This window comes from Pedobacter zeae (genome assembly GCF_014196715.1).
In the GTDB taxonomy this organism is placed as follows: Bacteria; Bacteroidota; Bacteroidia; order Sphingobacteriales; family Sphingobacteriaceae; genus Pedobacter; species Pedobacter zeae.
Map to the genome: position 1 here is coordinate 73,397 of NZ_JACIEF010000004.1, position 18,465 is coordinate 91,861.

Consider the following 18,465-nt stretch of genomic DNA (forward strand, 5'->3'; position numbering starts at 1 on the left):
CGAAATCATGATATCAACATCAGGCCTTTTTCTTCTTCTTTTTCTGGATGGTTTTTAAGCTGATTCTTGCTGGCCGTTCAGCCATCTCAATAGGGAAGCCAAGCAGGTCGCGAATTACAACTGATGCACAGGCCCCGCCAAAGGCTGCAGGTAAATAGGAAATGGTACCATAAGCCGAGCGTTTAAAATTGCTTCCGTCGGTCATAATCATCGAGTTTTTGTCCACTCCTTCAGTGGAGAAAACAGCTTTAATTTTAGCCGAGTTTTCAAGTTTGTTCAACCGTTTGCGTACATAACTGGCAAAAACACATTGGTAGGTTTCGGGAAGTAAAGTAATTCTTAGTTTGGTCGGATCCATTTTGCCACCGGCCCCCATCGAACTCACAATCGGTATGTTTTTTTGAAGTGCTGTAGAAAGTAAAGTGATTTTTGGCATTACGCTATCAATACAATCCATTACATAATCGAAATCAGACTCCAGGATTTCCCTGCATTTTTCAGGGGTTAAAAAAGTGCTTACCACATGCAGTTTCAGGGCAGGGTTAATCGCCAGTAAGCGTTCCTGCATAATTGCAGCCTTGCTTACCCCATGATTGGTTGCCAATGCCGGCAATTGCCTGTTTCGGTTGGTGGGATCCACAACATCGCCATCTACAATCGTCATTTCACCAATACCCGAGCGGCAAATAAATTCGGCAGCAAAAGAACCTACACCCCCCAAACCGATAACCAAAACATGTTTCGATTGGAGTTTTTTAATTCCATCATTTCCAACAAGGAGCGCAGAGCGCGAAAGCCAGCTTACATCAGACATATTAATTCTTGTATTTAACCACAGATGAAAAGCCTGCCCTGCCATTCGGGCGGGGATGGACACAGCTTATAACTCAATGGATCTTGCATTAGCTAAGAAAACTTTCCGTGCTTTCTGCACATCCGTGGCTAGTTTTTTAAATTCAATTTATTCCAGTCGGCAAAAATACGAGCTTTAAGCTCATCAACGCTACATTTTTTTAAAATGGCTGCGGCCTGGTAAATTTCCTGAATGGAAATGTCTGAATCGTCGGTTTCCAGGAAGAAACGATCCGTATTTTCGATCAGTTTTGCCACTCCGGATGATGCTTTTAAAGCCGCTGTACCAAAGGAAAGTATAAAACCTTTATCCAAAAGCTGTTTGCCCAGCACTTCATTTTTATTAAAGCCATGTATAATCATAGGAACTTTCACCTTTAATCTTTCTTTGACCGCGATTAATTCTGAAAAACATTTAACACAGTGTAAAATCAGTGGTTTCCGGATTTTTTCGGCGAGTTCGAGCTGTTTTTCAAGGATGATGACCTGATTTTCAAGATTTTCACCCCTCAATCGGTCTAAACCACACTCACCGATCAGTTTTACATTGTTTTGATTGGCTACCACGGTTAAATATTTCATTTGGAAATCTAACTGATCAATTTGGGCAAACCACGGATGTAAACCAACCGAAATCGGCTTTGTTTTAGGCATGGCTAGAAAGATATCGTTGGTTAACGATAAGCTTTGAATACTGGTTACCCCTTTTTGTACAGCAGTTTTATGGGTGTGTATGTCTAAAAAATCCATTGGTTAGCAAAGATAGTGTTTTGAAGGGGGAGGTATGATGGGGGATGGAAAATGTATGATGGCAGATGGATGATGGGGATAAAAAAATAGGGAGACAGCTCCAGGCAATGTGTCTGTTCTGTAAAGAATTTGCGAATAATCTATCATATTACTAGACTTTGTTAAATTTGTATACATTATTCTAAAAAAACATGAAAAGATTAGTCATTTTATTAAGCGCCTTATTTATTGCGACTACAACTTTTAGTCAAGCAAAAAAAGATGGGGTTCATATCTATAACCCTCAGGCCAACGCCAAAGCAGATATTGAAGCGGCCGTAGCTAAAGCAGCTAAAGAAAATAAGCATGTATTGGTACAGGTTGGGGGTAACTGGTGCACCTGGTGTATTGCTTTCCATAATTTGGTTGACAGTACCGCAACACTAAAAAAATATATAAACGATAATTTTGAGACGGTTTTGGTAAATTATAGTCCGGAAAATAAAAACGAAAGTGTGTTGGCTGGTTTAGGCTATCCGCAGCGTTTTGGTTTCCCCGTATTTTTAGTTTTGGACGGGAAAGGAAAAGTATTGCACATTGAAAATTCTTCCTATTTAGAAACTGAAGAGGTTGGAGCCAACGGCAAAAAGAAAGTTGGCCACGATGTAAAGAAAATAACGGCATTTTTAAAAGGATGGACCACCACTGCCGTAAATCCGGAAACGTATAAGCCAAAAGCGAAGTAGTTTTATAAAGCTTTTGCAGCAATAACGGCAGGTCGTGTGTAAACCAACATGACCTGCCGCTTTTTTTAATCATCTAAATCATCGTCATCGTTATCATCGAGGTTTAGTTCGTAAGATGATCTCGATGCCCGGTCGGCCTGCTCCAGCAGATCTTTATCATGTTCGATACTGGTATCATCGCCGCTAATTTCGTTGATGTTTTCTACTTCGTCCTCTCTGCGCAGTGCGTCGTTAGGATCGTTTGAATAATCGTCATCTTCTGGGTCTATCATAACATTGAGGTTTTATAATAGACTAATCGTTTTCAGCCTGAAATTGTTTTAGAAAAAGCTGAAAGACTAAAGTTTAAAGCAAAGGGCCCAAAGCAATTGATCGCTATCATTTAAAATTCAATCCTTGTGCAATCTGCGCCTTAGTGGTTAAGTATTAAAGCCCTTCACCGAATTTATAAAACGGAGCCACGCTTACCGGTAGCTTTCCAGTTGGTACCAACCTGTTATTGATCACTGCTGCGGCAGAAATCTGCATGAAATCCTCTTTCTGATAAGCCACAACCAAGCCTTTACTGTTTTCTAATCCTGAAAGGCCTGCCAGGTTATATGGATTTGCAAACAAAGCAAAAACAGCATTTTTTGTAGATAGTTCTTTAATAAAGTTTTTTACACCGGTATTTAGTGGAATATTGTTTGCAGGCCTTGATCTGCTATCATGTATGCCCACAATAACCTGGTCAAAAGCACCGATTTCGCGGGCAATGTTCGAGATTTGTGTTGGATTGGCATCTTTATCTAAAACATAATAAACCGAGTTATAATAACCTTTGGCAATTTCTTTCTGGAATGTGGTAACCGAAGGAACACCGATACTGATGATAGCGGTTCGTCTGATTGGTATTAACCGCTTGATGTAATCTTTGCCCTTTAACAAAGTAACCGAAGCATTAGCGAGTTCCTGCACCAGTGCATTGCTGGCATTGCGGTTAACTGCGGCAACAATGCCCTGTGTTACCACCGTATCCCTTTTAGTTAAACCTGCCCAATACTTGGCGGTTAATATCTTGCGTACGCTGGCATCAATGTCTTTCATACTTATGCGATCTTGCCTGACAGCTTTGCGCACCAGTTTAATGGCCCTGTCGCTGTTTTCAGAAAGCTCCAGGATATCGTTACCGGCAATAATACCCATTAAATCTGCCTCGCCGTTTTTAAAATATTTAACCACACCTTTCATGTCCATCGCATCAGAAATGATCAGGCCTTTAAACCCAAGTTTTTGCTTTAAAATGCCGGTAACAATGGGTTTGGAAAGGGTAGAAGGTAAGTTTGGTGTATTATCAAGCGAAGGAATATTCATGTGGGCAATCATTACGCCAGATGCTCCCTGTTTAATCAGCTCTCTAAAAGGGTACATTTCTAAAGTATCTAGCCGGTTAGCCGAAAAGGTAAGCTGCGGTAAATCGTAGTGCGAATCTACATCAGTGTCACCGTGCCCCGGGAAGTGCTTTAAGGTGGTTAATAAACCACCATCTTGCATACCTTTCATGTAAGCTGCAACTTTGGTGGCCACATTATATTTATTTTCGCCAAAAGAACGGTAATTGATCACCGGGTTTTTAGGGTTGTTATTGATATCGGCATCAGGAGCTAAATTCATTTGCATGCCCATGCGTTTATAATCTTTGGCTACCTCTAACCCCATTTTGTATATAAGGTCTTTGTTTTGGATAGCACCCAGGGTCATTTGGTAAGGATAAGAAATGGTACTGTCTAAGCGCATACCCAAACCCCATTCGCCATCGTTGGCTACAATTAAAGGCACCCGGCTTAATTTCTGATAGGCATTGGTAGCAATGGCCTGCCGGCCCGGACCACCCTGGAAAAAGATTACCCCACCCAACTGTTCGCGTTTAATAACCTGGCCAACCGAATCGGTATATTTTTGGCCCAGATTGGTGTGTGCGCGTACAAAGAACATTTGTGCAATGCGCTCCCTGCGGTTAAGTTTATTAAAAACTGAATCGACCCATTTGGGCTGATTGGCTAACATTTCTAAATAGGTTTTTTGTTGTGCGCTGCCAGAAAATGCAGTTCCACAAAGGGCAATGAGTATAAAAAGATTTTTTTTCACTTGTTTTGTTGTATCAGGTCAGCTAAATTAATAAACCAAAGCCGTATTAAACAAAAACTCGTCCAAGTAATCGATTTAATACAGTATTTTAATTAAAGTGCCGATTGAGCAAGCAATTAGATTAGGATTTATACATCCCTTTGCCTTCAATAAAATCAATTACCTTATCGGGCAGGAAAAACTGTACATTCTTTTGTGCTTTAATTGCCTTGCGGATAAAGGTTGAAGAAATCTCCATCAGAGGGGTTTGGGTAAAAGTAATGGCCGGATGGTTTTGCCATTCTGTTACATCAGCCCCGGGGCGGGGGTATACGTAAATCTGGTAATTTTTTAACAATACTTCGTAGTTTTTCCACTTTTTGAAGGAAACCAGGTTGTCGGCACCCATAATCAATACAAATTGCTTCTCAGGATATTTCTCGTGGAGATAAGTTAAGGTATCAATCGTGTATGAAGGTTGTGGCAGCGCAAATTCAATGTCGCTCACACGGATGCGTTCGGCATTTTCGGTTGCCAGTTTGGCCATTTCTAAACGATCGTACATATTGGTTAAACCGTTTTTATCTTTTAATGGGTTATGCGGCGAAACCACCAACCAAACCTCATCGAGTTCGGTATGATTAGCCATGTAATTGGCAATAATTAAATGACCGGTATGGATGGGATTATAAGAACCGAAGAAGAGTCCAGTTTTCATGTTTGCGGGTTTCAGTATTTGTAATCGTCATTGCGAGACTGGATGGAAAGAGCCGAAGCAAATATGTTTTGCGAAAAAAGATTGCTTCACTCTTGCGCTTTTTCCAACGCTACGGTTCGCAATGACAGGATTATTTACATGTGATTAGTTTACCAAAGTATTTTTTTTATAAAAGCTAAATTTTAATCCTTTGTTAAAATAGTCAAATTTCTATACTATTAAGGGAATTATTTCTTCAAGAAATCCCCCACCAACTGCTCGGCTTCCGCACAGGCGGTATTAAGATCGAAATTTTTTAAGACTACATCGAATTTATCGGCATAAAGCAGTTCTTTTTCGGCTTTGATAAACCGTTCCTGCAATTTTTCAGGGCTATCTGTTCCGCGGCCGCTTAAACGTTCTTTCAATACTTCAAGCGATGGCGGCTGAACAAAAATGGCCAGTGCATCTTCTTCGTATTTTCTTTTTAAACGTAAACCACCTTCTACATCGATATCGAAAATTACATGTTTGCCTTCATTCCAGATGCGGTCGATTTCTGAACGCAAGGTACCGTAAAAGGTTCCGTTATAAACCTCTTCAAACTCTACAAATTCCTGGCGGGCAACCCGGTGTAAAAACTCTTCTTTGCTAATAAAATAGTAGTCGTTTTCGTGTGTTTCATCTCCACGTAACTCGCGTGTTGTAGCAGAAATAGAAAAGCTCAGTTCAGGAAACTTTTTTAATAAATGATGTACTATCGTTGTTTTACCTGCTCCTGATGGCGCCGAAAATATAATTAATTTGCCTTGCATGCTTTAATATTGTTGGAAGGTTGAAGGTTAAAGGTTGGAAGGTTGAATGTAATATTGCAACTTAACAACATTCAAACATTACAACACATTCAGTAATTGTTCTTTTATTTTTTCTAATTCCTCTTTCATACCAACAACAAACTGTTGCATCTGGGCATCGTTTGCCTTAGCGCCCATGGTATTGATTTCACGGCCGATTTCCTGCGAAATAAAGCCTAATTTTTTGCCGTTTGCTTCTTTGCTGGTTAACGTTTGCAAGAAATAATCGCAATGGCTTTTTAAACGAGTTTTTTCCTCTGTGATGTCGATTTTATCTATGTAATAGATCAATTCCTGCTCAAAACGGTTCTGATCGATATTTACCTTGCCAACGGCATCATCCAAAAACTGACTGAATTTATCGCGGATAGCTGAAATCCTTTTTGGTTCCAGTTCTTCAACAGATTTAAAGTAAGAAAGAATATTTTTAATCCTCAATTCCAGATCGGCCTTTAATACAGCCCCTTCATCTTCCCTGAATTTATTGAAATTGGCCAGGGCTGAGGTAAAAATCTGGTACAGCTGGTTCCATTCATCCTCGCTTATGCTTTCTTCCTTATAGCTGATTACATCGGGAAAAGTTAATGCCGTTTGTAATAAGTTGCTGCTCCCTGCACCTAACTCTTCGTTAACAGCAATAAGTTGTTTGTAATAGTGGCTTAATAATGCCGTATTGATGGTAGCACCTGTAACCTCACCATTGGTGCGTTCTACATTGATGCTTAAACTTACCTTTCCGCGCTCGATGTCTTTGCTGCAGATATTGCGCAGGATCAGTTCTTTATCAGAAAAAGCTTTAGGGTATTTTAAATTCAGCTCCAGAAATTTACTGTTGAGCGATTTGATTTCGACACTATACTTTGCGTTTGCATAATCGGCTGTTGCTAAGCCGTATCCTGTCATGGATTTTATCATGCGCAAAGATAGGGTTTTAAGCCGAAAGGAGAAATAATAATGGTCAGTGCCTCAGAATTGTGGGTAGTTGCAAATAAAATATAACATCGCGATATTTTGAAAACCAACGTTCAGTTTTTCATCGCAGAAGCAGCCCCGCTTTACGCTTTACTTCGTTACACTCCGTGCCTGCTGCAACCGGGTTTAATTTTCAAAGCCAGTCGTCATTGGACAAGCCTGTTCCCTGCAAGTACCAAACCATCGTTTCTAAACCTGATGGGAGTGGCATCCCCGATTTTTCATCTGGATAAAAACGGACAGCAGGACTGATCTGGCCAAAAGTGCCGGAGCCCTCCTTTTCTGAAATATTAGTAGGCTACTTTTCCATTAAGTTCAAGATCGCATTAAACGTTTTTTGTTTTAATTCTTCCAGGTCTTCTGCCCTCAAACCTTTCACTTCTATGGCTTCGCCAAAAAGGGTTCTGATTAGTCCGGGGTTTAGCAAAAGCGGATCTGTACGGGGTAAATGTGCCCTGCTGTTCAATATGGCAAAAGGTAAAACCGGTGTCTGCGTTTCTATGGCTAAACGGAATGCCCCATCATAAAATGGATTCAAAGGTAATTCGGATCTGTTCATGGTGCCTTCTGGAAAAATCAAAATTGACTGGCCCTCGGCCAGGTCTTTCCGAAGTTCGGCTACAGAATGGTCGCGGCTTTCCCTGCTGCTCCTGTCAATCATCACCACCAAACGTTTATAAATCCATCCGAATACGGGGATTTTGAGCATTTCTATTTTTCCTAACGGACTAAAAGCCCGTGGAATACAGATTACAATGGCAACGGCATCTAAAAAGGAACTGTGATTGCCAACATAGATATAAGACCGGGAAGTATCAATTTTTGCTCCATTAGCTGAAAACCATAAAAAGGTGAACAGGCTAAAACCCCATGCCCAGCATTTTAAAAAATAGAATGAAATTTTTCTTCCGGTTTTCTCTTTGAAAATGCCCATACTAATGATAATAAAGGGGCAAACGATAAGCATGAGCAGGAAAAATACACTAGCTGAATAAAATAAATACAATCTACCTATTAGTTTTCTCATGATTATTAACGTTTATTTAACAGTTTTCAAGGATAACAAATGTTAATTTTACAAAAATATTGGCAGATAAGAAATTATTTTAATCCAGCTTACAGGGGCTAAATGGTTTTCTGCTTAAGGTGTAACAATAAAGAGGGCAGACAAACAACAAAACCAATCTGCTGTTAAAGTATAAACCTGGTCTGTGCGCTGTCAGATAATTTACCTTGCCATTTTAAAATAATGAAGCATTTGAAAATTATTCTTCTACTGATCATTTTAATACAAGGCTTAAAGGTACGCGCCCAGGATTTTGTATTGAGAGGTATAGTGATCGAAAGAGGTTCAAATGTCAGGATTGCCTTGGCTGGTATTACCAATCTCCGTAGTAAAATGGGTACAACCAGTAACGATATCGGAATGTTTCAGTTAAGTAGCCGGATTGGTGATACGCTATTAATTCAAAAAAGAAACCTGAATGAACAAAAATTAGTGGTTAAAACAGATGATGACTTGGTTGTTTATTTGGTTAGGGGGAGTACAATGTTAGAGGAGGTTACCGTTAAAGGGCAAACCAAGAAGCAGGAAATGGAAGATATTAAGCGCGATTTGAAGCATAATGGCTCTTTTTATGCGGGTAAACCACCATTAATGCTATTAAATCCATTTGGTGGCAGCCCCATAACATTTTTTTACGAGCTTTTTGGAAAAACACCCGCAAGAGCACGTAATTTTAACCGTTATTATACAAAAGAGTTAAGTTTGATCGAGGTGGACAAGTTTTTTAATAAAAGTTTAGTCTTGAACCATACTATATTGACAGGGAAAGATATTGATAAATTTCTGCTGGACTATTACCCTACACGCAGCATGACAATGAATTGGAACCATTACGATGCTGTTAAATACATCAAAGAATCGGCTAAAAAATATACCGATACTTTGAAGCAAACAAATTAACACCCTATGAGAAACTTTAAATTTGCCCTGATACTCTTCGTTTTTACAACCATTGGCTTTTTCGCAAAAGCACAGGATTTTATTGTGAAAGGTGTGGTCATCGAGAAAGGCTCCAATATCCGGATCGCATTATCAGAAATCACCAATTTGCGTACGGGAATAGGTGTTGGCAGTAATGATATCGGAATGTTCCAGTTAAAAGCCAGGATTGGTGATACACTTCTGGTGACCAAAAGAGACCTGATTGATCAGCATGTGGTGGTGAACAGTGAAAAAGACCTGGTCATTTACCTGGTTAGGGGAAGTACTACATTGGCCGATGTAACCATCGTAGGGAATACCAAAAAGCAAGACCTGGACGAAATTAAGCGGGAGTTTAAAAAGAAGGGTGTGTACAATGGTGGTAAAACAACATTTCTATCTGCTATATTTAGTCCATTAAATGCACTATATAATTTAATCGGTAGCGATCCAAAAAATGCCAGAAGATTTAGCCGCTATGCCGATAATGAAATCAAACAATCGCAGATTGATGTTTATTTTAACCAAACGATCATTAAAAATAATACTGAACTAAGGGGCGATACCCTGGAGAAGTATATGCTGAACTGTCGCCCTGAATTTGATAAGGCCCAATATTGGAACAGTTACGATTATATTAAATATATCAAAGAATCTTCGAAAAAATTTACAGATACGCTCGGGAAAGGTAAGTAGAATTTAGTGCGGAGTCCTTAGTCTGGAGTCAGTTGGGTGTTAGTTACAGTTGTTCATGATCGATCCGGAGTTTGGATTTCAGTTAACCAGCTTAAACGATTAACCGGTTAAATAAAATACAGTTTACAGTAAGCGGTTTACCGTTACCAATGAACTAACCTTTAGATACTCAAGGCCTCACAAGCTTTCTCCGCAGCTAGTTTTTCAGCATTTTTCTTGTTGTAATCTCTTCCTGTACCATATTGTTCACCCTCTACAATGGCACTGATGGTAAACAATTTTGCACTTTCACCATCGCTATTCTGTACCAGTTCGAACATTACATCCTTGCCGTGGCGCTGGCACCACTCGATGAGTTTACTTTTGAAATTGGTTTCAGTAAGTTCGAGGGTATGGATATCAATATGTGGTTTTACGATCCTGCGTAATAAAAACTCCTTGGTAAAATTGTAGCCCTTATCCATGTAAATAGCGCCCACAATTGCCTCAAAAGCGTCGCCCAGCATCGAATTGTGTTTGGTTTGGATACTTACTGAGCGCTGATCAAACTGGATAAGTTTATCGAAACCGATCTTTTTTGCCAATTGGTTTAAATTAGCCCGGTTTACGATTTTTGAACGCATTTCGGTTAAAAAACCTTCCTCTTTGTACGGGTAGTGTTTAAAAAGCAGCTCTGCTATTACTGAACCCAAAACGGCATCGCCTAAAAATTCTAAGCGTTCGTTGCTGCTCCTGCTTCCATTTTTTAGGATTTTTGCTGCAGAGCGGTGTCTGAACGCCATTTTATAAAGCGTAACATTGCCTGGAACAAAGCCTAAAATATTTTTCAGCTTTTTAACAAACTCCTTTTCAGGAGAGAAATAAAGTTTATATAATTTTAATATCGGCATTAAATAAACAACACAATTAACGGCTAATTAGCATATTTAACTAAGTTATCTATTTTTAATCAGCATACAAAATTATATCGCAGCGCTGTTTTAAATTAATCTTCGTATTTCTTGAAAATTACAGAAGCGTTATGGCCACCGAAACCGAATGTATTACTTAAAGCGGCCCTTACGGTACGTTTTTGCGCTTTGTTGAACGTAAAATTCAATTTAGGGTCAAATGCAGGATCGTCTGTAAAGTGATTGATTGTTGGAGGAACAATATCATTTTTAACAGAAAGAATGGCTGCAATAGCTTCAATAGCTCCAGCTGCACCTAAAAGGTGACCGGTCATCGATTTGGTCGAACTGATGTTTAACCGGTAAGCATCTTCGCCAAACAATGTACCAATGGCTTTGGTTTCACTAATATCGCCCAGTGGCGTAGAAGTACCGTGTACATTGATATAATCTATATCGGCAGTTGTTAAACCGGCGTCTTTTAATGCATTGGTCATTACCATTCTGGCACCTAAACCCTCAGGATGTGGTGCGGTGATGTGATTGGCATCAGCACTCATTCCGCCGCCAACAAGTTCTGCATAAATTTTTGCACCCCTTGCCTTTGCATGCTCAAGTTCTTCTAAAATAATGGTTCCTGCACCTTCACCGGCTACAAATCCATCGCGGTCTTTATCAAAAGGACGTGATGCGGTTGCCGGATCATCGTTACGTGTAGATAATGCGTGCATGGCATTAAAACCACCCATGCCTGCCTCGTTGATGATGGCTTCAGAACCCCCGCTGATGATTACATCGGCCATACCCAATCGGATATAGTTAAAGGCATCGATCATGGCGTTTGTTGAAGAAGCACATGCAGAAACAGTTGCAAAATTTGGCCCACGCAGGCCGTATTTGATAGAGATATGCCCTGGAGCAATATCTACGATCATTTTAGGAATAAAAAATGGATTGTATCTCGGCGTACCGTCTCCCTTGGCGAAATTCGAAATTTCATCCAAAAAAGTTTTCAATCCACCAATGCCTGCACCCCAGATTACGCCGATCCGGTTGGTATCTAATTTTTCAAAATCAAAACCACCGTCTTTCACCGCTTCTTCTGTTGATACAAGGGCATATTGTACAAACGGATCTAATTTACGGGCTTCTTTTTTATCCAGAAAGTCTTCAGGATTAAAGTTTTTTACCTCGCAAGCGAATTTAGTTTTAAATTTTTCAGTGTTAAAACCCTTAATAGGAGCAGCGCCACTCACCCCTTTAGTCAACCCTTCCCAAAAATCAGGAACATTATTGCCTATGGGAGTGAGCGCACCCAACCCAGTTACTACTACTCTTTTTAATTCCATTTATACTGAAAAAGCGTAATTCTATTTAACGTTTTTTTCCAAATAAGCAATCGCTTGACCAACAGTACCGATGGTTTCAGCCTGATCATCAGGAATAGCTACATTGAATTCTTTTTCAAATTCCATAATCAACTCTACGGTATCTAAAGAATCTGCACCTAAATCGTTGGTGAATGAAGCCTCTGGCGTAACTTCACTTTCGTCAACACCTAGTTTTTCTACGATAATAGCCTTAACTCTTGAAGCAATATCAGACATAATTTTATAATTTAATGGTTAAATAATTCTGTGCAAAGAAAAATAAATTCTTACAATTTTCAAATGTTTTTATTTCGATGCGTAATTTTGCCATCTCAATAACACAGCGAATATAGAATTAGTTTTTTAATTTCGTTCTGTAAATAATTTATTTCGCTTTGAATAAGACTTACCTAAAACTTACCTTAGACCTTGATTTTATACTAATTGCGATTACAGCTCCCCTTAAAGACTATGTACTTTGCCACAAAATTAATACCCGGCTAAATACACAGTTTGAAAAAATAGATGACCACGAAATATTTTTTAATGTAGATGAACCTGCCTGGTGTTTCTCCAAATATTACTTTTTTGTAGAGCAGGGCGAAGTAGAATATTACCTGATATGCAATAAAAGCAGTGATGGTTTCCTGATCCCCGAGATGAATAAGGTAGATTTTTTTATTATCATTAAAGAATTTATTGATAAAGAGGATTTGGATTATCTGATAAACGGGCTTAACAAACTGCCTGATATTCAGGTTGCTGCAAAAATAGATCCCACCAAACTGAAGAGCAGGGAGAATTTGGTAATATAAAAATTATATACTTGGTGTATTAAATACACTATATTTGACAGTTACAAACCAAGAACAAAAGAACAAAATATATAAATTTTAATGCAGTTTGATTAATTTAGATCATCATTCAATGTTCTGAAACTGCATAGCTAAAAATCAATTAATTAAATGAAACCTTTTCATTCGAGAACCAAAATTGTAGCCACGCTTGGGCCAGCATCAGCAAAACCAGATGTATTATACAGTATGTTTAACGCAGGTTTAGATGTTTGCCGTCTAAACTTCTCGCACGGATCACAAGCAGATCACCAGGCGGTTTTAGATACCATCCGCGATTTAAACCAGAAATACGAATATAATGTAGGTATCCTTGCCGATTTACAAGGACCTAAAATCCGTATCGGTTTAGTAAAAGAAGGTGGTATCAACCTGATCAACGGCAACACCACCATCATTACCACCAACGAATGCATCGGTAACGAAGAACGCATTTATATTACCTACCAAAATTTCCCTCAGGATGTTCAGGCAGGAGAAATTATCCTTTTGGATGATGGAAAACTTCAGATGAAAGTTTTATCTACCAATTTAAAGGATGAAGTGGTTTGCGAGGTGGTTCACGGTGGTATCTTAACTTCAAGAAAAGGGGTTAACCTTCCAAATACTAAAGTTTCTATTCCTTCTTTAACACCTGAAGACCGCGAAAACCTTGATTTTGTTTTAGATAATGATGTAGAATGGATCGGATTATCTTTCGTGCGCAGAGCAGAAGATATTGTTGAACTGAAAAATATTATTGCCGAGCGTGGAAAAACAGCACGTGTTATCGCCAAAATAGAAAAACCAGAGGCGATTGCCAATATCGACGAAATTATTGCTGCAACCGATGGTATCATGGTGGCCCGTGGCGATTTGGGCGTGGAATGCCCGATGGAAGAAGTGCCATTGTTACAAAAAATGATTGTTGCCAAATGCAGGGCAGCATCTAAACCGGTTATCGTAGCTACACAGATGTTAGAAAGCATGATCACCACCCCAAGGCCAACCCGTGCAGAGGTGAACGATGTGGCGAATTCAGTGCTTGATGGTGCTGATGCCGTGATGTTGAGTGGCGAAACTTCTGTAGGGGAGTTCCCATTGATCGTTATCGAAACCATGCAGAAAATCATCCAAAATATCGAACAGAATAACTATCCATTCAATCCTGATAAATTCTTAAAACCAAAATCGCCATCTTTCCTGAGCGATGCCATTTGCGATTCGGCTTGTTTCCTTGCAAAACAGACCAATGCCGTAGGTATTGTATCAATGACATTAAGTGGTTATACTGCTTTCGAAATTTCGAGTCACCGCCCGGAAGCCTTAACCTTTATTTTTACCAGTAACAAAGCATTATTAAATGCGGTAAGTTTGCTTTGGGGTGTTAGGGGCTTTTACTATGATAAGTGGGAAAGTACCGATAATACCATTATTGAGGTGAACGAATTCCTAAAAAGCAAAAAATTGGTTAAACAAGGCGATATCGTGATCAATACTGCTGCTATTCCAATGGAAGCAAAAGGAAAAACCAATATGTTAAAAATTACAGTTATAGATTAATTTCTAATATTATAGTATATAAATGCTCCCGATTTTAACCCGGGGGCATTTTTTTTATCAATAAAAAATATATTTTTGCAATCCCAACACGGAGAGGTGTCTGAGTGGTCGAAAGAGCAAGCCTGGAAAGTTTGTATACTGGCAACGGTATCGCGGGTTCGAATCCCGCCCTCTCCGCGAAAAGAAAAGCGAACCTGCGTTGCAGGTTCGCTTTTTAATTAATGTATATGTTTAACTTGTTGATTTTGAGTCTATTATTTAGATAAAAATCAGCTGCTACTGCTCCGGAAAACCTAAATCAAAAATCGCTTAAAATTTGCCGTTTTATACTGGTTTGATTCATCAATATGCGCTCTGACAGGTAAAAAATCCTGGCGCACACCTCCTGGATGGCCACCTTAAGCGGAAAGGTGAACAGGGCAGTGCAGAGTGTAAACATACCGAACTGCGCTCCGGCCGGTGAGTAAGTTGCAATTCCCGAAGGGTCATCGTCACCGGTTACGATACCAGGACCAAACGAATTCCAAAATGATTTTTACCTGCTGTAATATTTACAAGATTTATTGAGGTCTACATTCCGTCACATGGCCTTTGGTACCTAGGTGGTGGTCTGGCGATAAAAACGGGATTCCAAGCCCGGCAGCACGCAAGATGAACATTGCTCCGAGAAAGAACACCAGCCACGGAACCAGTTTATTTGGCCTGAAGTGAATATATTTACCCAGGTAGATTCCTCCCAATGATATAAGCATCATTAAAGGAGCAGTACCCAGGCCAAACAAGAACATAAAGCTTGCCGCTCCGTTTATGGAGTTTGAATGGAGCGCAGTAGCCATAGCGAGGTATACCATTCCACAGGGAATGAGACCGTTCAGCATACCCGCAAAGAAGCCCCATAAGGGCTTGCCGTGTATCCGCCCCATTAATTTACTGATGGGGTATATTAACTTTTTTTGAAACCCATCAAAATAGGGTAGGAATCGCCCGGAAAAATGTATCAGCGTAAAACCCATTAACATCATACCAACAATAAAGCTTAACGTTTCCTGACTCGTAAATAAGGTTATGCCGCTTCCGATCGCTCCAACCAGGCCCCCGAGGAAGGTATACACCAATATCCTGCCTGATTGGTAAAGCAATAGTTGAGCCGCAGACTTCAAATAGTTTTTATTGGGTGCCTGCAGGCCCAGCATCAGCGGTCCGCACATGACTGCACAGTGCAGGCTACTGAGCAGGCCCATCAAAAAAGCCAGTGGTAGGGTAATCACAATGAAATTGTTTGGTTGTACAAATACTCCTTGTTATTACTGGTCCACCTGAGTTCCAGAAGCCACAAACCCCTTTGCATTTTTGTTGAATTCAGCCGGATGGGCTTACCAAATGTTTTTGCCCTGATATGGAAATCATCTTTTGCTGTTGAAGGGCGCTGAAGTTTCAACTCGTATGTAGCACTATCTTTCAGTTCGATGATCAGCATTGATTTGCTGATACTGATTACCGGTTGTGCATTTTCTTTTTCAACATTTTGCTTGGCCTTGTACTGCTGGTCATAGTTGATCCCTTTTTGATAGTAATCTTCATCAACAAGTGCATCATTACCATGTGTGCTAAACATGTATATGACCATTGTAATAATAAACAGCATGAATGCGGTCATGCCTGTAACTATTTTTGCTCCCCAATTCATAAAACTATTTTATTGTTACTGTCTTTAATTGTTCAAGGTTGAGAAAAAAAAGAAGAGGATGCGGTGCTGATGACCTTTCCGTTAGCGCTCACCTCAAACACGACATCTGATTTGAAATCTTTGAGTTTATTCTTTTTTCGGATAAGGAAAAAGGTAAGATGCGTTGTGCCTTCCTTTGCCAAAACTTCCGGTTTTTGGATAAAATTGATCACATCTCCTTTATTTTGGGAATGAAACGTGAACCTGATTGGCTGATTGGTCTTATTGATCAGCTCTGCATTATAAAGGTTGCTTACTGTCCCGTCGTTACCCAATTGGTACAGGGTTCCACTGGCCCTTAATACGGTTGTTTCTACATTCTGCCTTTTATAGATCAGGCTGGAAAAGACAAGCATCACGATCAACAGTACCGCTGTATAACCATAGGCTTTTAAGCCCAGTTTAAAAGGTTTCTTTTGCTTTATAAAATCCTGGGTATAAAAGCCGATTAGGTTTGCAGGGCGTTTAATTTTTACCATCACTTCGTTACAGCCGTCAATACATGCTGTACAGTTTACACATTCAAGCTGTGTCCCATTTCTGATATCAATGCCAGTAGGGCATACCTGTACGCATAAACCACAGTCTATACAATCGCCTTTTGCAGGGGATACGTTGCTTTTCTGCAGGAATGCCCTGGGCTCGCCCCTTGGTTGGTTATAGGCAACAATCAGGCTCTGGTTATCCAATAGTACGCCCTGCAGGCGGCCATAAGGACAGATAACTGTGCAGACGACTTCCCTTATATAAGCAAACACGGTGTAGAAGATCAGGGTAAAAAGCCATATGGATAAAAATCCGCTAATGTGTTGATCAACCGGTTCGGTTATGATATGGTAAAGTACATCCGACCCAATCAAATAGGCTAAAAATGTATTGGCGATGCCAAAGGATATCAACAGAAAAAGAAAGTGCTTGATGCCTTTTTTGAATATTTTCTCTTTGTTCCATGGCTGTTGATCCAGTTTTTTCTGATGGTTTGCATCTCCTTCGATCCAAAACTCTATTCTTCGAAACACCATCTCCATAAAAATTGTCTGCGGGCAGGCCCAGCCACACCAAAGTCTTCCAAATATGACGGTAAAACATATCACGAAGATGATAAAGATCAGCATCGCCAGTGCAAAGAGATAAAAATCCTGGGGGGTAAAGATCAGTCCAAAGAAGACAAACTTCCTTTCCAGAAAATTGAGCAATAGTAGTTGCTCACCTCCGAGTTTAATAAATGGAAATGAAAACAGGCCTATCAACAGTACATAGCTGAGCCATTTTCGGTAGGAATAAAGTCTCCCCGCAGGTTTTTTGGGGTAGATAAATGCCCTGCCAAAAATTTTTAGCTTTTTATTTTTTTGTGATGCTTTCATGGGTCACGGTATCTTTCGCACTTTTAGGCTCGTACTTTTCTCCTTGTGGTGCCTTTGCATTGGCTGGCCTGGTTCCCTGTAACGACATGATGAAATTGACCACCTCGGCAATATTTTTGGCACTCAGGGTTTTCTCCCAACTCGCCATTCCCTTGGCCGGTACTCCATATTTTACCGTTTTAAAGACATCGTTGATGCTTCCGCCATGAAGCCAGAATTCGTCGGTGAGGCTTGGCCCGACAATGCCTTGGCCATGTTCCCCATGGCAGGCAATGCAGTTGGCCATAAATATGGTTTTTCCCTTTGCGATCAGTGAAGGGTCAGGCTTAATCGAATTCTCGTCAAATTTTTCCGCAGCAGTAGCAAGAAAGGCCTTTTTATTTGCTGCTGCCTTATCCATTTCGGCAACATATTCTTCGTCCTGTCCTGGTCCGTCACTGATGTGATAATAATAGAGATAACATGCAGCAAAGATCATTGTTCCGTAAAACAATACATTGAACCACCTGGGCACCGGGTTATTCAGCTCATGGATTCCGTCATAAGCATGTGGAATAACCAGGGCCTCCTCTTCTTCAATCGGTTTCAGGCTCAATAATTTGCTCCAAATATTTGGCTTTTGCTTTTTTTGCTGCTGCCAGGTTTCATAATCAAGGGGTTTTGGAGCTTCATATTTTATAAAAGGCTTTGGATGGAGGCGTTCGTTAACGATCACTTTCAGGGCCTTTAGCATTACAACCGTGGCAAATAGTGCCACAAGGGCCAGCAGAAATGCCGCCAGCACCAGTAGTTCGGAGGTACTTAAGCCAATAGTTGGTGTTGCTGAGTCAGTTGGAACAGCTTCTGCCGGAGCGGCCAGGACTTTAAAACTAAGTATTGGCGAGAAAAGGAATAGGCTAAATTTCTTCATGGCTTTGGGTTTCTTGGTCTTCGATTGGCATATTGCTCATCAGTGCGATATGACCTTTGTTAAGCTTCAGCAGGTATACCCCAACGAGGATAAAAAATACCATAAATATCAGCAGGGAAGTAATGAGGTAAATTTCGCCTCCCGCAAGGTCTTTGATCTGTTTAAACATG

General features: G+C 40.1%; 23 protein-coding genes and 1 tRNA gene. 7 read left to right on the plus strand and 17 right to left on the minus strand.

What is annotated here, in order from left to right; genetic code table 11:
- Positions 1 to 19 precede the first annotated feature (19 nt).
- Positions 20 to 814 (minus strand): tRNA threonylcarbamoyladenosine dehydratase, encoded by a 795-nt coding sequence (locus GGQ60_RS19000; protein ID WP_183767366.1) that lies wholly within the window; start codon positions 812 to 814, stop codon positions 20 to 22.
- A gap of 128 nt (positions 815 to 942) precedes the next feature.
- Positions 943 to 1,602, minus strand: coding sequence for a TatD family hydrolase (locus GGQ60_RS19005; RefSeq protein ID WP_183767368.1), 660 nt, complete (start codon positions 1,600 to 1,602; stop codon positions 943 to 945).
- A gap of 191 nt (positions 1,603 to 1,793) precedes the next feature.
- Between GGQ60_RS19005 and GGQ60_RS19010 the strand changes: the two genes are divergently transcribed.
- Positions 1,794 to 2,327, plus strand: coding sequence for a thioredoxin family protein (locus tag GGQ60_RS19010; RefSeq protein ID WP_183767370.1), 534 nt, complete (start codon positions 1,794 to 1,796; stop codon positions 2,325 to 2,327).
- Between the two features lie 65 nt (positions 2,328 to 2,392).
- Here the strand turns inward: GGQ60_RS19010 and GGQ60_RS19015 are convergent, their stop codons facing one another.
- The 5 genes from GGQ60_RS19015 to GGQ60_RS19035 all read right to left on the minus strand — a co-directional run bounded on the left by GGQ60_RS19015 (position 2,393) and on the right by GGQ60_RS19035 (position 6,887).
- The gene (locus tag GGQ60_RS19015; RefSeq protein ID WP_183767372.1) at positions 2,393 to 2,599 is read right to left on the minus strand and encodes a hypothetical protein; all 207 of its coding nucleotides are present in this window, start codon (positions 2,597 to 2,599) and stop codon (positions 2,393 to 2,395) included.
- 154 nt (positions 2,600 to 2,753) lie between these two features.
- Positions 2,754 to 4,454 (minus strand): glycoside hydrolase family 3 protein, encoded by a 1,701-nt coding sequence (locus GGQ60_RS19020; protein WP_183767374.1) that lies wholly within the window; start codon positions 4,452 to 4,454, stop codon positions 2,754 to 2,756.
- A gap of 121 nt (positions 4,455 to 4,575) precedes the next feature.
- A complete protein-coding gene (nadD, locus tag GGQ60_RS19025) occupies positions 4,576 to 5,151 on the minus strand; it encodes a nicotinate (nicotinamide) nucleotide adenylyltransferase (protein ID WP_183767376.1) in 576 nt (191 codons plus the stop codon).
- A gap of 227 nt (positions 5,152 to 5,378) precedes the next feature.
- Positions 5,379 to 5,945, minus strand: coding sequence for a guanylate kinase (gene gmk, locus GGQ60_RS19030; RefSeq protein WP_183767378.1), 567 nt, complete (start codon positions 5,943 to 5,945; stop codon positions 5,379 to 5,381).
- Between the two features lie 78 nt (positions 5,946 to 6,023).
- Positions 6,024 to 6,887 carry a YicC/YloC family endoribonuclease gene (locus tag GGQ60_RS19035; protein ID WP_183768423.1) on the minus strand — a complete coding sequence of 288 codons (864 nt, stop codon included), beginning with the start codon at positions 6,885 to 6,887 and terminating at the stop codon, positions 6,024 to 6,026.
- Positions 6,888 to 6,995: 108 nt separating this feature from the next.
- Here GGQ60_RS19035 and GGQ60_RS19040 point away from each other — a divergent pair, with 108 nt between their 5' ends.
- Positions 6,996 to 7,208, plus strand: coding sequence for a hypothetical protein (locus GGQ60_RS19040; RefSeq protein WP_183767380.1), 213 nt, complete (start codon positions 6,996 to 6,998; stop codon positions 7,206 to 7,208).
- Between the two features lie 46 nt (positions 7,209 to 7,254).
- On the opposite strand, the gene GGQ60_RS19045 is transcribed toward GGQ60_RS19040, so the two are convergent.
- On the minus strand, positions 7,255 to 7,983 hold the full coding sequence (locus tag GGQ60_RS19045; RefSeq protein WP_183767382.1) for a lysophospholipid acyltransferase family protein: 729 nt from the start codon (positions 7,981 to 7,983) through the stop codon (positions 7,255 to 7,257).
- Between the two features lie 222 nt (positions 7,984 to 8,205).
- Between GGQ60_RS19045 and GGQ60_RS19050 the strand changes: the two genes are divergently transcribed.
- A complete protein-coding gene (locus tag GGQ60_RS19050) occupies positions 8,206 to 8,922 on the plus strand; it encodes a hypothetical protein (RefSeq protein WP_183767384.1) in 717 nt (238 codons plus the stop codon).
- Between the two features lie 6 nt (positions 8,923 to 8,928).
- Positions 8,929 to 9,639 carry a hypothetical protein gene (locus GGQ60_RS19055; RefSeq protein ID WP_183767387.1) on the plus strand — a complete coding sequence of 237 codons (711 nt, stop codon included), beginning with the start codon at positions 8,929 to 8,931 and terminating at the stop codon, positions 9,637 to 9,639.
- A 161-nt stretch (positions 9,640 to 9,800) separates the two neighbouring features.
- On the opposite strand, the gene rnc is transcribed toward GGQ60_RS19055, so the two are convergent.
- From rnc to GGQ60_RS19070, 3 genes are all read right to left on the minus strand, one after another.
- Positions 9,801 to 10,529 carry a ribonuclease III gene (gene rnc / locus GGQ60_RS19060; RefSeq protein WP_183767389.1) on the minus strand — a complete coding sequence of 243 codons (729 nt, stop codon included), beginning with the start codon at positions 10,527 to 10,529 and terminating at the stop codon, positions 9,801 to 9,803.
- 95 nt (positions 10,530 to 10,624) lie between these two features.
- Complete coding sequence (fabF, locus tag GGQ60_RS19065) at positions 10,625 to 11,878, minus strand: beta-ketoacyl-ACP synthase II (RefSeq protein ID WP_183767391.1); 1,254 nt, start codon at positions 11,876 to 11,878, stop codon at positions 10,625 to 10,627.
- A 21-nt stretch (positions 11,879 to 11,899) separates the two neighbouring features.
- The gene (locus tag GGQ60_RS19070; RefSeq protein ID WP_008508386.1) at positions 11,900 to 12,136 is read right to left on the minus strand and encodes an acyl carrier protein; all 237 of its coding nucleotides are present in this window, start codon (positions 12,134 to 12,136) and stop codon (positions 11,900 to 11,902) included.
- 158 nt (positions 12,137 to 12,294) lie between these two features.
- Between GGQ60_RS19070 and GGQ60_RS19075 the strand changes: the two genes are divergently transcribed.
- The 3 genes from GGQ60_RS19075 to GGQ60_RS19085 all read left to right on the plus strand — a co-directional run bounded on the left by GGQ60_RS19075 (position 12,295) and on the right by GGQ60_RS19085 (position 14,472).
- The gene (locus tag GGQ60_RS19075) at positions 12,295 to 12,714 is read left to right on the plus strand and encodes an IPExxxVDY family protein (RefSeq protein ID WP_183767393.1); all 420 of its coding nucleotides are present in this window, start codon (positions 12,295 to 12,297) and stop codon (positions 12,712 to 12,714) included.
- A gap of 150 nt (positions 12,715 to 12,864) precedes the next feature.
- The gene (gene pyk / locus GGQ60_RS19080; protein ID WP_183767395.1) at positions 12,865 to 14,295 is read left to right on the plus strand and encodes a pyruvate kinase; all 1,431 of its coding nucleotides are present in this window, start codon (positions 12,865 to 12,867) and stop codon (positions 14,293 to 14,295) included.
- A gap of 90 nt (positions 14,296 to 14,385) precedes the next feature.
- Positions 14,386 to 14,472, plus strand: a tRNA-Ser gene (locus tag GGQ60_RS19085).
- Positions 14,473 to 14,593: 121 nt separating this feature from the next.
- Here GGQ60_RS19085 and GGQ60_RS23200 read toward each other — a convergent pair.
- The 6 genes from GGQ60_RS23200 to GGQ60_RS19110 are packed head-to-tail and all read right to left on the minus strand — an operon-like array spanning position 14,594 to position 18,464.
- On the minus strand, positions 14,594 to 14,800 hold the full coding sequence (locus tag GGQ60_RS23200) for a divalent metal cation transporter (RefSeq protein ID WP_505805651.1): 207 nt from the start codon (positions 14,798 to 14,800) through the stop codon (positions 14,594 to 14,596).
- Between the two features lie 55 nt (positions 14,801 to 14,855).
- Positions 14,856 to 15,563, minus strand: a complete 708-nt coding sequence (locus GGQ60_RS19090; protein WP_183767397.1) for a sulfite exporter TauE/SafE family protein — start codon at positions 15,561 to 15,563, stop codon at positions 14,856 to 14,858.
- Entirely contained in the window at positions 15,560 to 15,982 is a 423-nt protein-coding gene (locus GGQ60_RS19095) for a FixH family protein (RefSeq protein ID WP_183767399.1), read from the minus strand. Before GGQ60_RS19095 ends, GGQ60_RS19090 begins: the two co-directional genes overlap by 4 nt.
- Positions 15,983 to 16,014: 32 nt before the next feature.
- On the minus strand, positions 16,015 to 17,385 hold the full coding sequence (ccoG, locus tag GGQ60_RS19100; RefSeq protein WP_183767401.1) for a cytochrome c oxidase accessory protein CcoG: 1,371 nt from the start codon (positions 17,383 to 17,385) through the stop codon (positions 16,015 to 16,017).
- Complete coding sequence (locus GGQ60_RS19105; RefSeq protein ID WP_229685163.1) at positions 17,363 to 18,295, minus strand: cbb3-type cytochrome c oxidase N-terminal domain-containing protein; 933 nt, start codon at positions 18,293 to 18,295, stop codon at positions 17,363 to 17,365. Before GGQ60_RS19105 ends, ccoG begins: the two co-directional genes overlap by 23 nt.
- Positions 18,282 to 18,464 (minus strand): hypothetical protein, encoded by a 183-nt coding sequence (locus tag GGQ60_RS19110; RefSeq protein WP_183767403.1) that lies wholly within the window; start codon positions 18,462 to 18,464, stop codon positions 18,282 to 18,284. Before GGQ60_RS19110 ends, GGQ60_RS19105 begins: the two co-directional genes overlap by 14 nt.
- Position 18,465: the final 1 nt, after the last annotated feature.

Excerpts from the sequence above, each read along its gene's own strand:
- GGQ60_RS19005 (WP_183767368.1), bottom strand. The coding sequence starts at position 1,602 with ATGGATTTTTTAGACATACACACCCATAAAACTGCTGTACAAAAAGGG.
- GGQ60_RS19015 (WP_183767372.1), bottom strand. The coding sequence starts at position 2,599 with ATGATAGACCCAGAAGATGACGATTATTCAAACGATCCTAACGACGCA.
- GGQ60_RS19095 (WP_183767399.1), bottom strand. The coding sequence starts at position 15,982 with ATGAATTGGGGAGCAAAAATAGTTACAGGCATGACCGCATTCATGCTG.
- GGQ60_RS19105 (WP_229685163.1), bottom strand. The coding sequence starts at position 18,295 with ATGAAGAAATTTAGCCTATTCCTTTTCTCGCCAATACTTAGTTTTAAA.
- rnc (WP_183767389.1), bottom strand. The coding sequence starts at position 10,529 with ATGCCGATATTAAAATTATATAAACTTTATTTCTCTCCTGAAAAGGAG.
- GGQ60_RS19110 (WP_183767403.1), bottom strand. The coding sequence starts at position 18,464 with ATGTTTAAACAGATCAAAGACCTTGCGGGAGGCGAAATTTACCTCATT.
- GGQ60_RS19010 (WP_183767370.1), top strand. The coding sequence starts at position 1,794 with ATGAAAAGATTAGTCATTTTATTAAGCGCCTTATTTATTGCGACTACA.
- GGQ60_RS19055 (WP_183767387.1), top strand. The coding sequence starts at position 8,929 with ATGAGAAACTTTAAATTTGCCCTGATACTCTTCGTTTTTACAACCATT.
- GGQ60_RS19000 (WP_183767366.1), bottom strand. The coding sequence starts at position 814 with ATGTCTGATGTAAGCTGGCTTTCGCGCTCTGCGCTCCTTGTTGGAAAT.
- nadD (WP_183767376.1), bottom strand. The coding sequence starts at position 5,151 with ATGAAAACTGGACTCTTCTTCGGTTCTTATAATCCCATCCATACCGGT.
- GGQ60_RS19070 (WP_008508386.1), bottom strand. The coding sequence starts at position 12,136 with ATGTCTGATATTGCTTCAAGAGTTAAGGCTATTATCGTAGAAAAACTA.
- GGQ60_RS19035 (WP_183768423.1), bottom strand. The coding sequence starts at position 6,887 with ATGACAGGATACGGCTTAGCAACAGCCGATTATGCAAACGCAAAGTAT.
- GGQ60_RS19045 (WP_183767382.1), bottom strand. The coding sequence starts at position 7,983 with ATGAGAAAACTAATAGGTAGATTGTATTTATTTTATTCAGCTAGTGTA.
- GGQ60_RS19050 (WP_183767384.1), top strand. The coding sequence starts at position 8,206 with ATGAAGCATTTGAAAATTATTCTTCTACTGATCATTTTAATACAAGGC.
- fabF (WP_183767391.1), bottom strand. The coding sequence starts at position 11,878 with ATGGAATTAAAAAGAGTAGTAGTAACTGGGTTGGGTGCGCTCACTCCC.
- gmk (WP_183767378.1), bottom strand. The coding sequence starts at position 5,945 with ATGCAAGGCAAATTAATTATATTTTCGGCGCCATCAGGAGCAGGTAAA.
- ccoG (WP_183767401.1), bottom strand. The coding sequence starts at position 17,385 with ATGAAAGCATCACAAAAAAATAAAAAGCTAAAAATTTTTGGCAGGGCA.
- pyk (WP_183767395.1), top strand. The coding sequence starts at position 12,865 with ATGAAACCTTTTCATTCGAGAACCAAAATTGTAGCCACGCTTGGGCCA.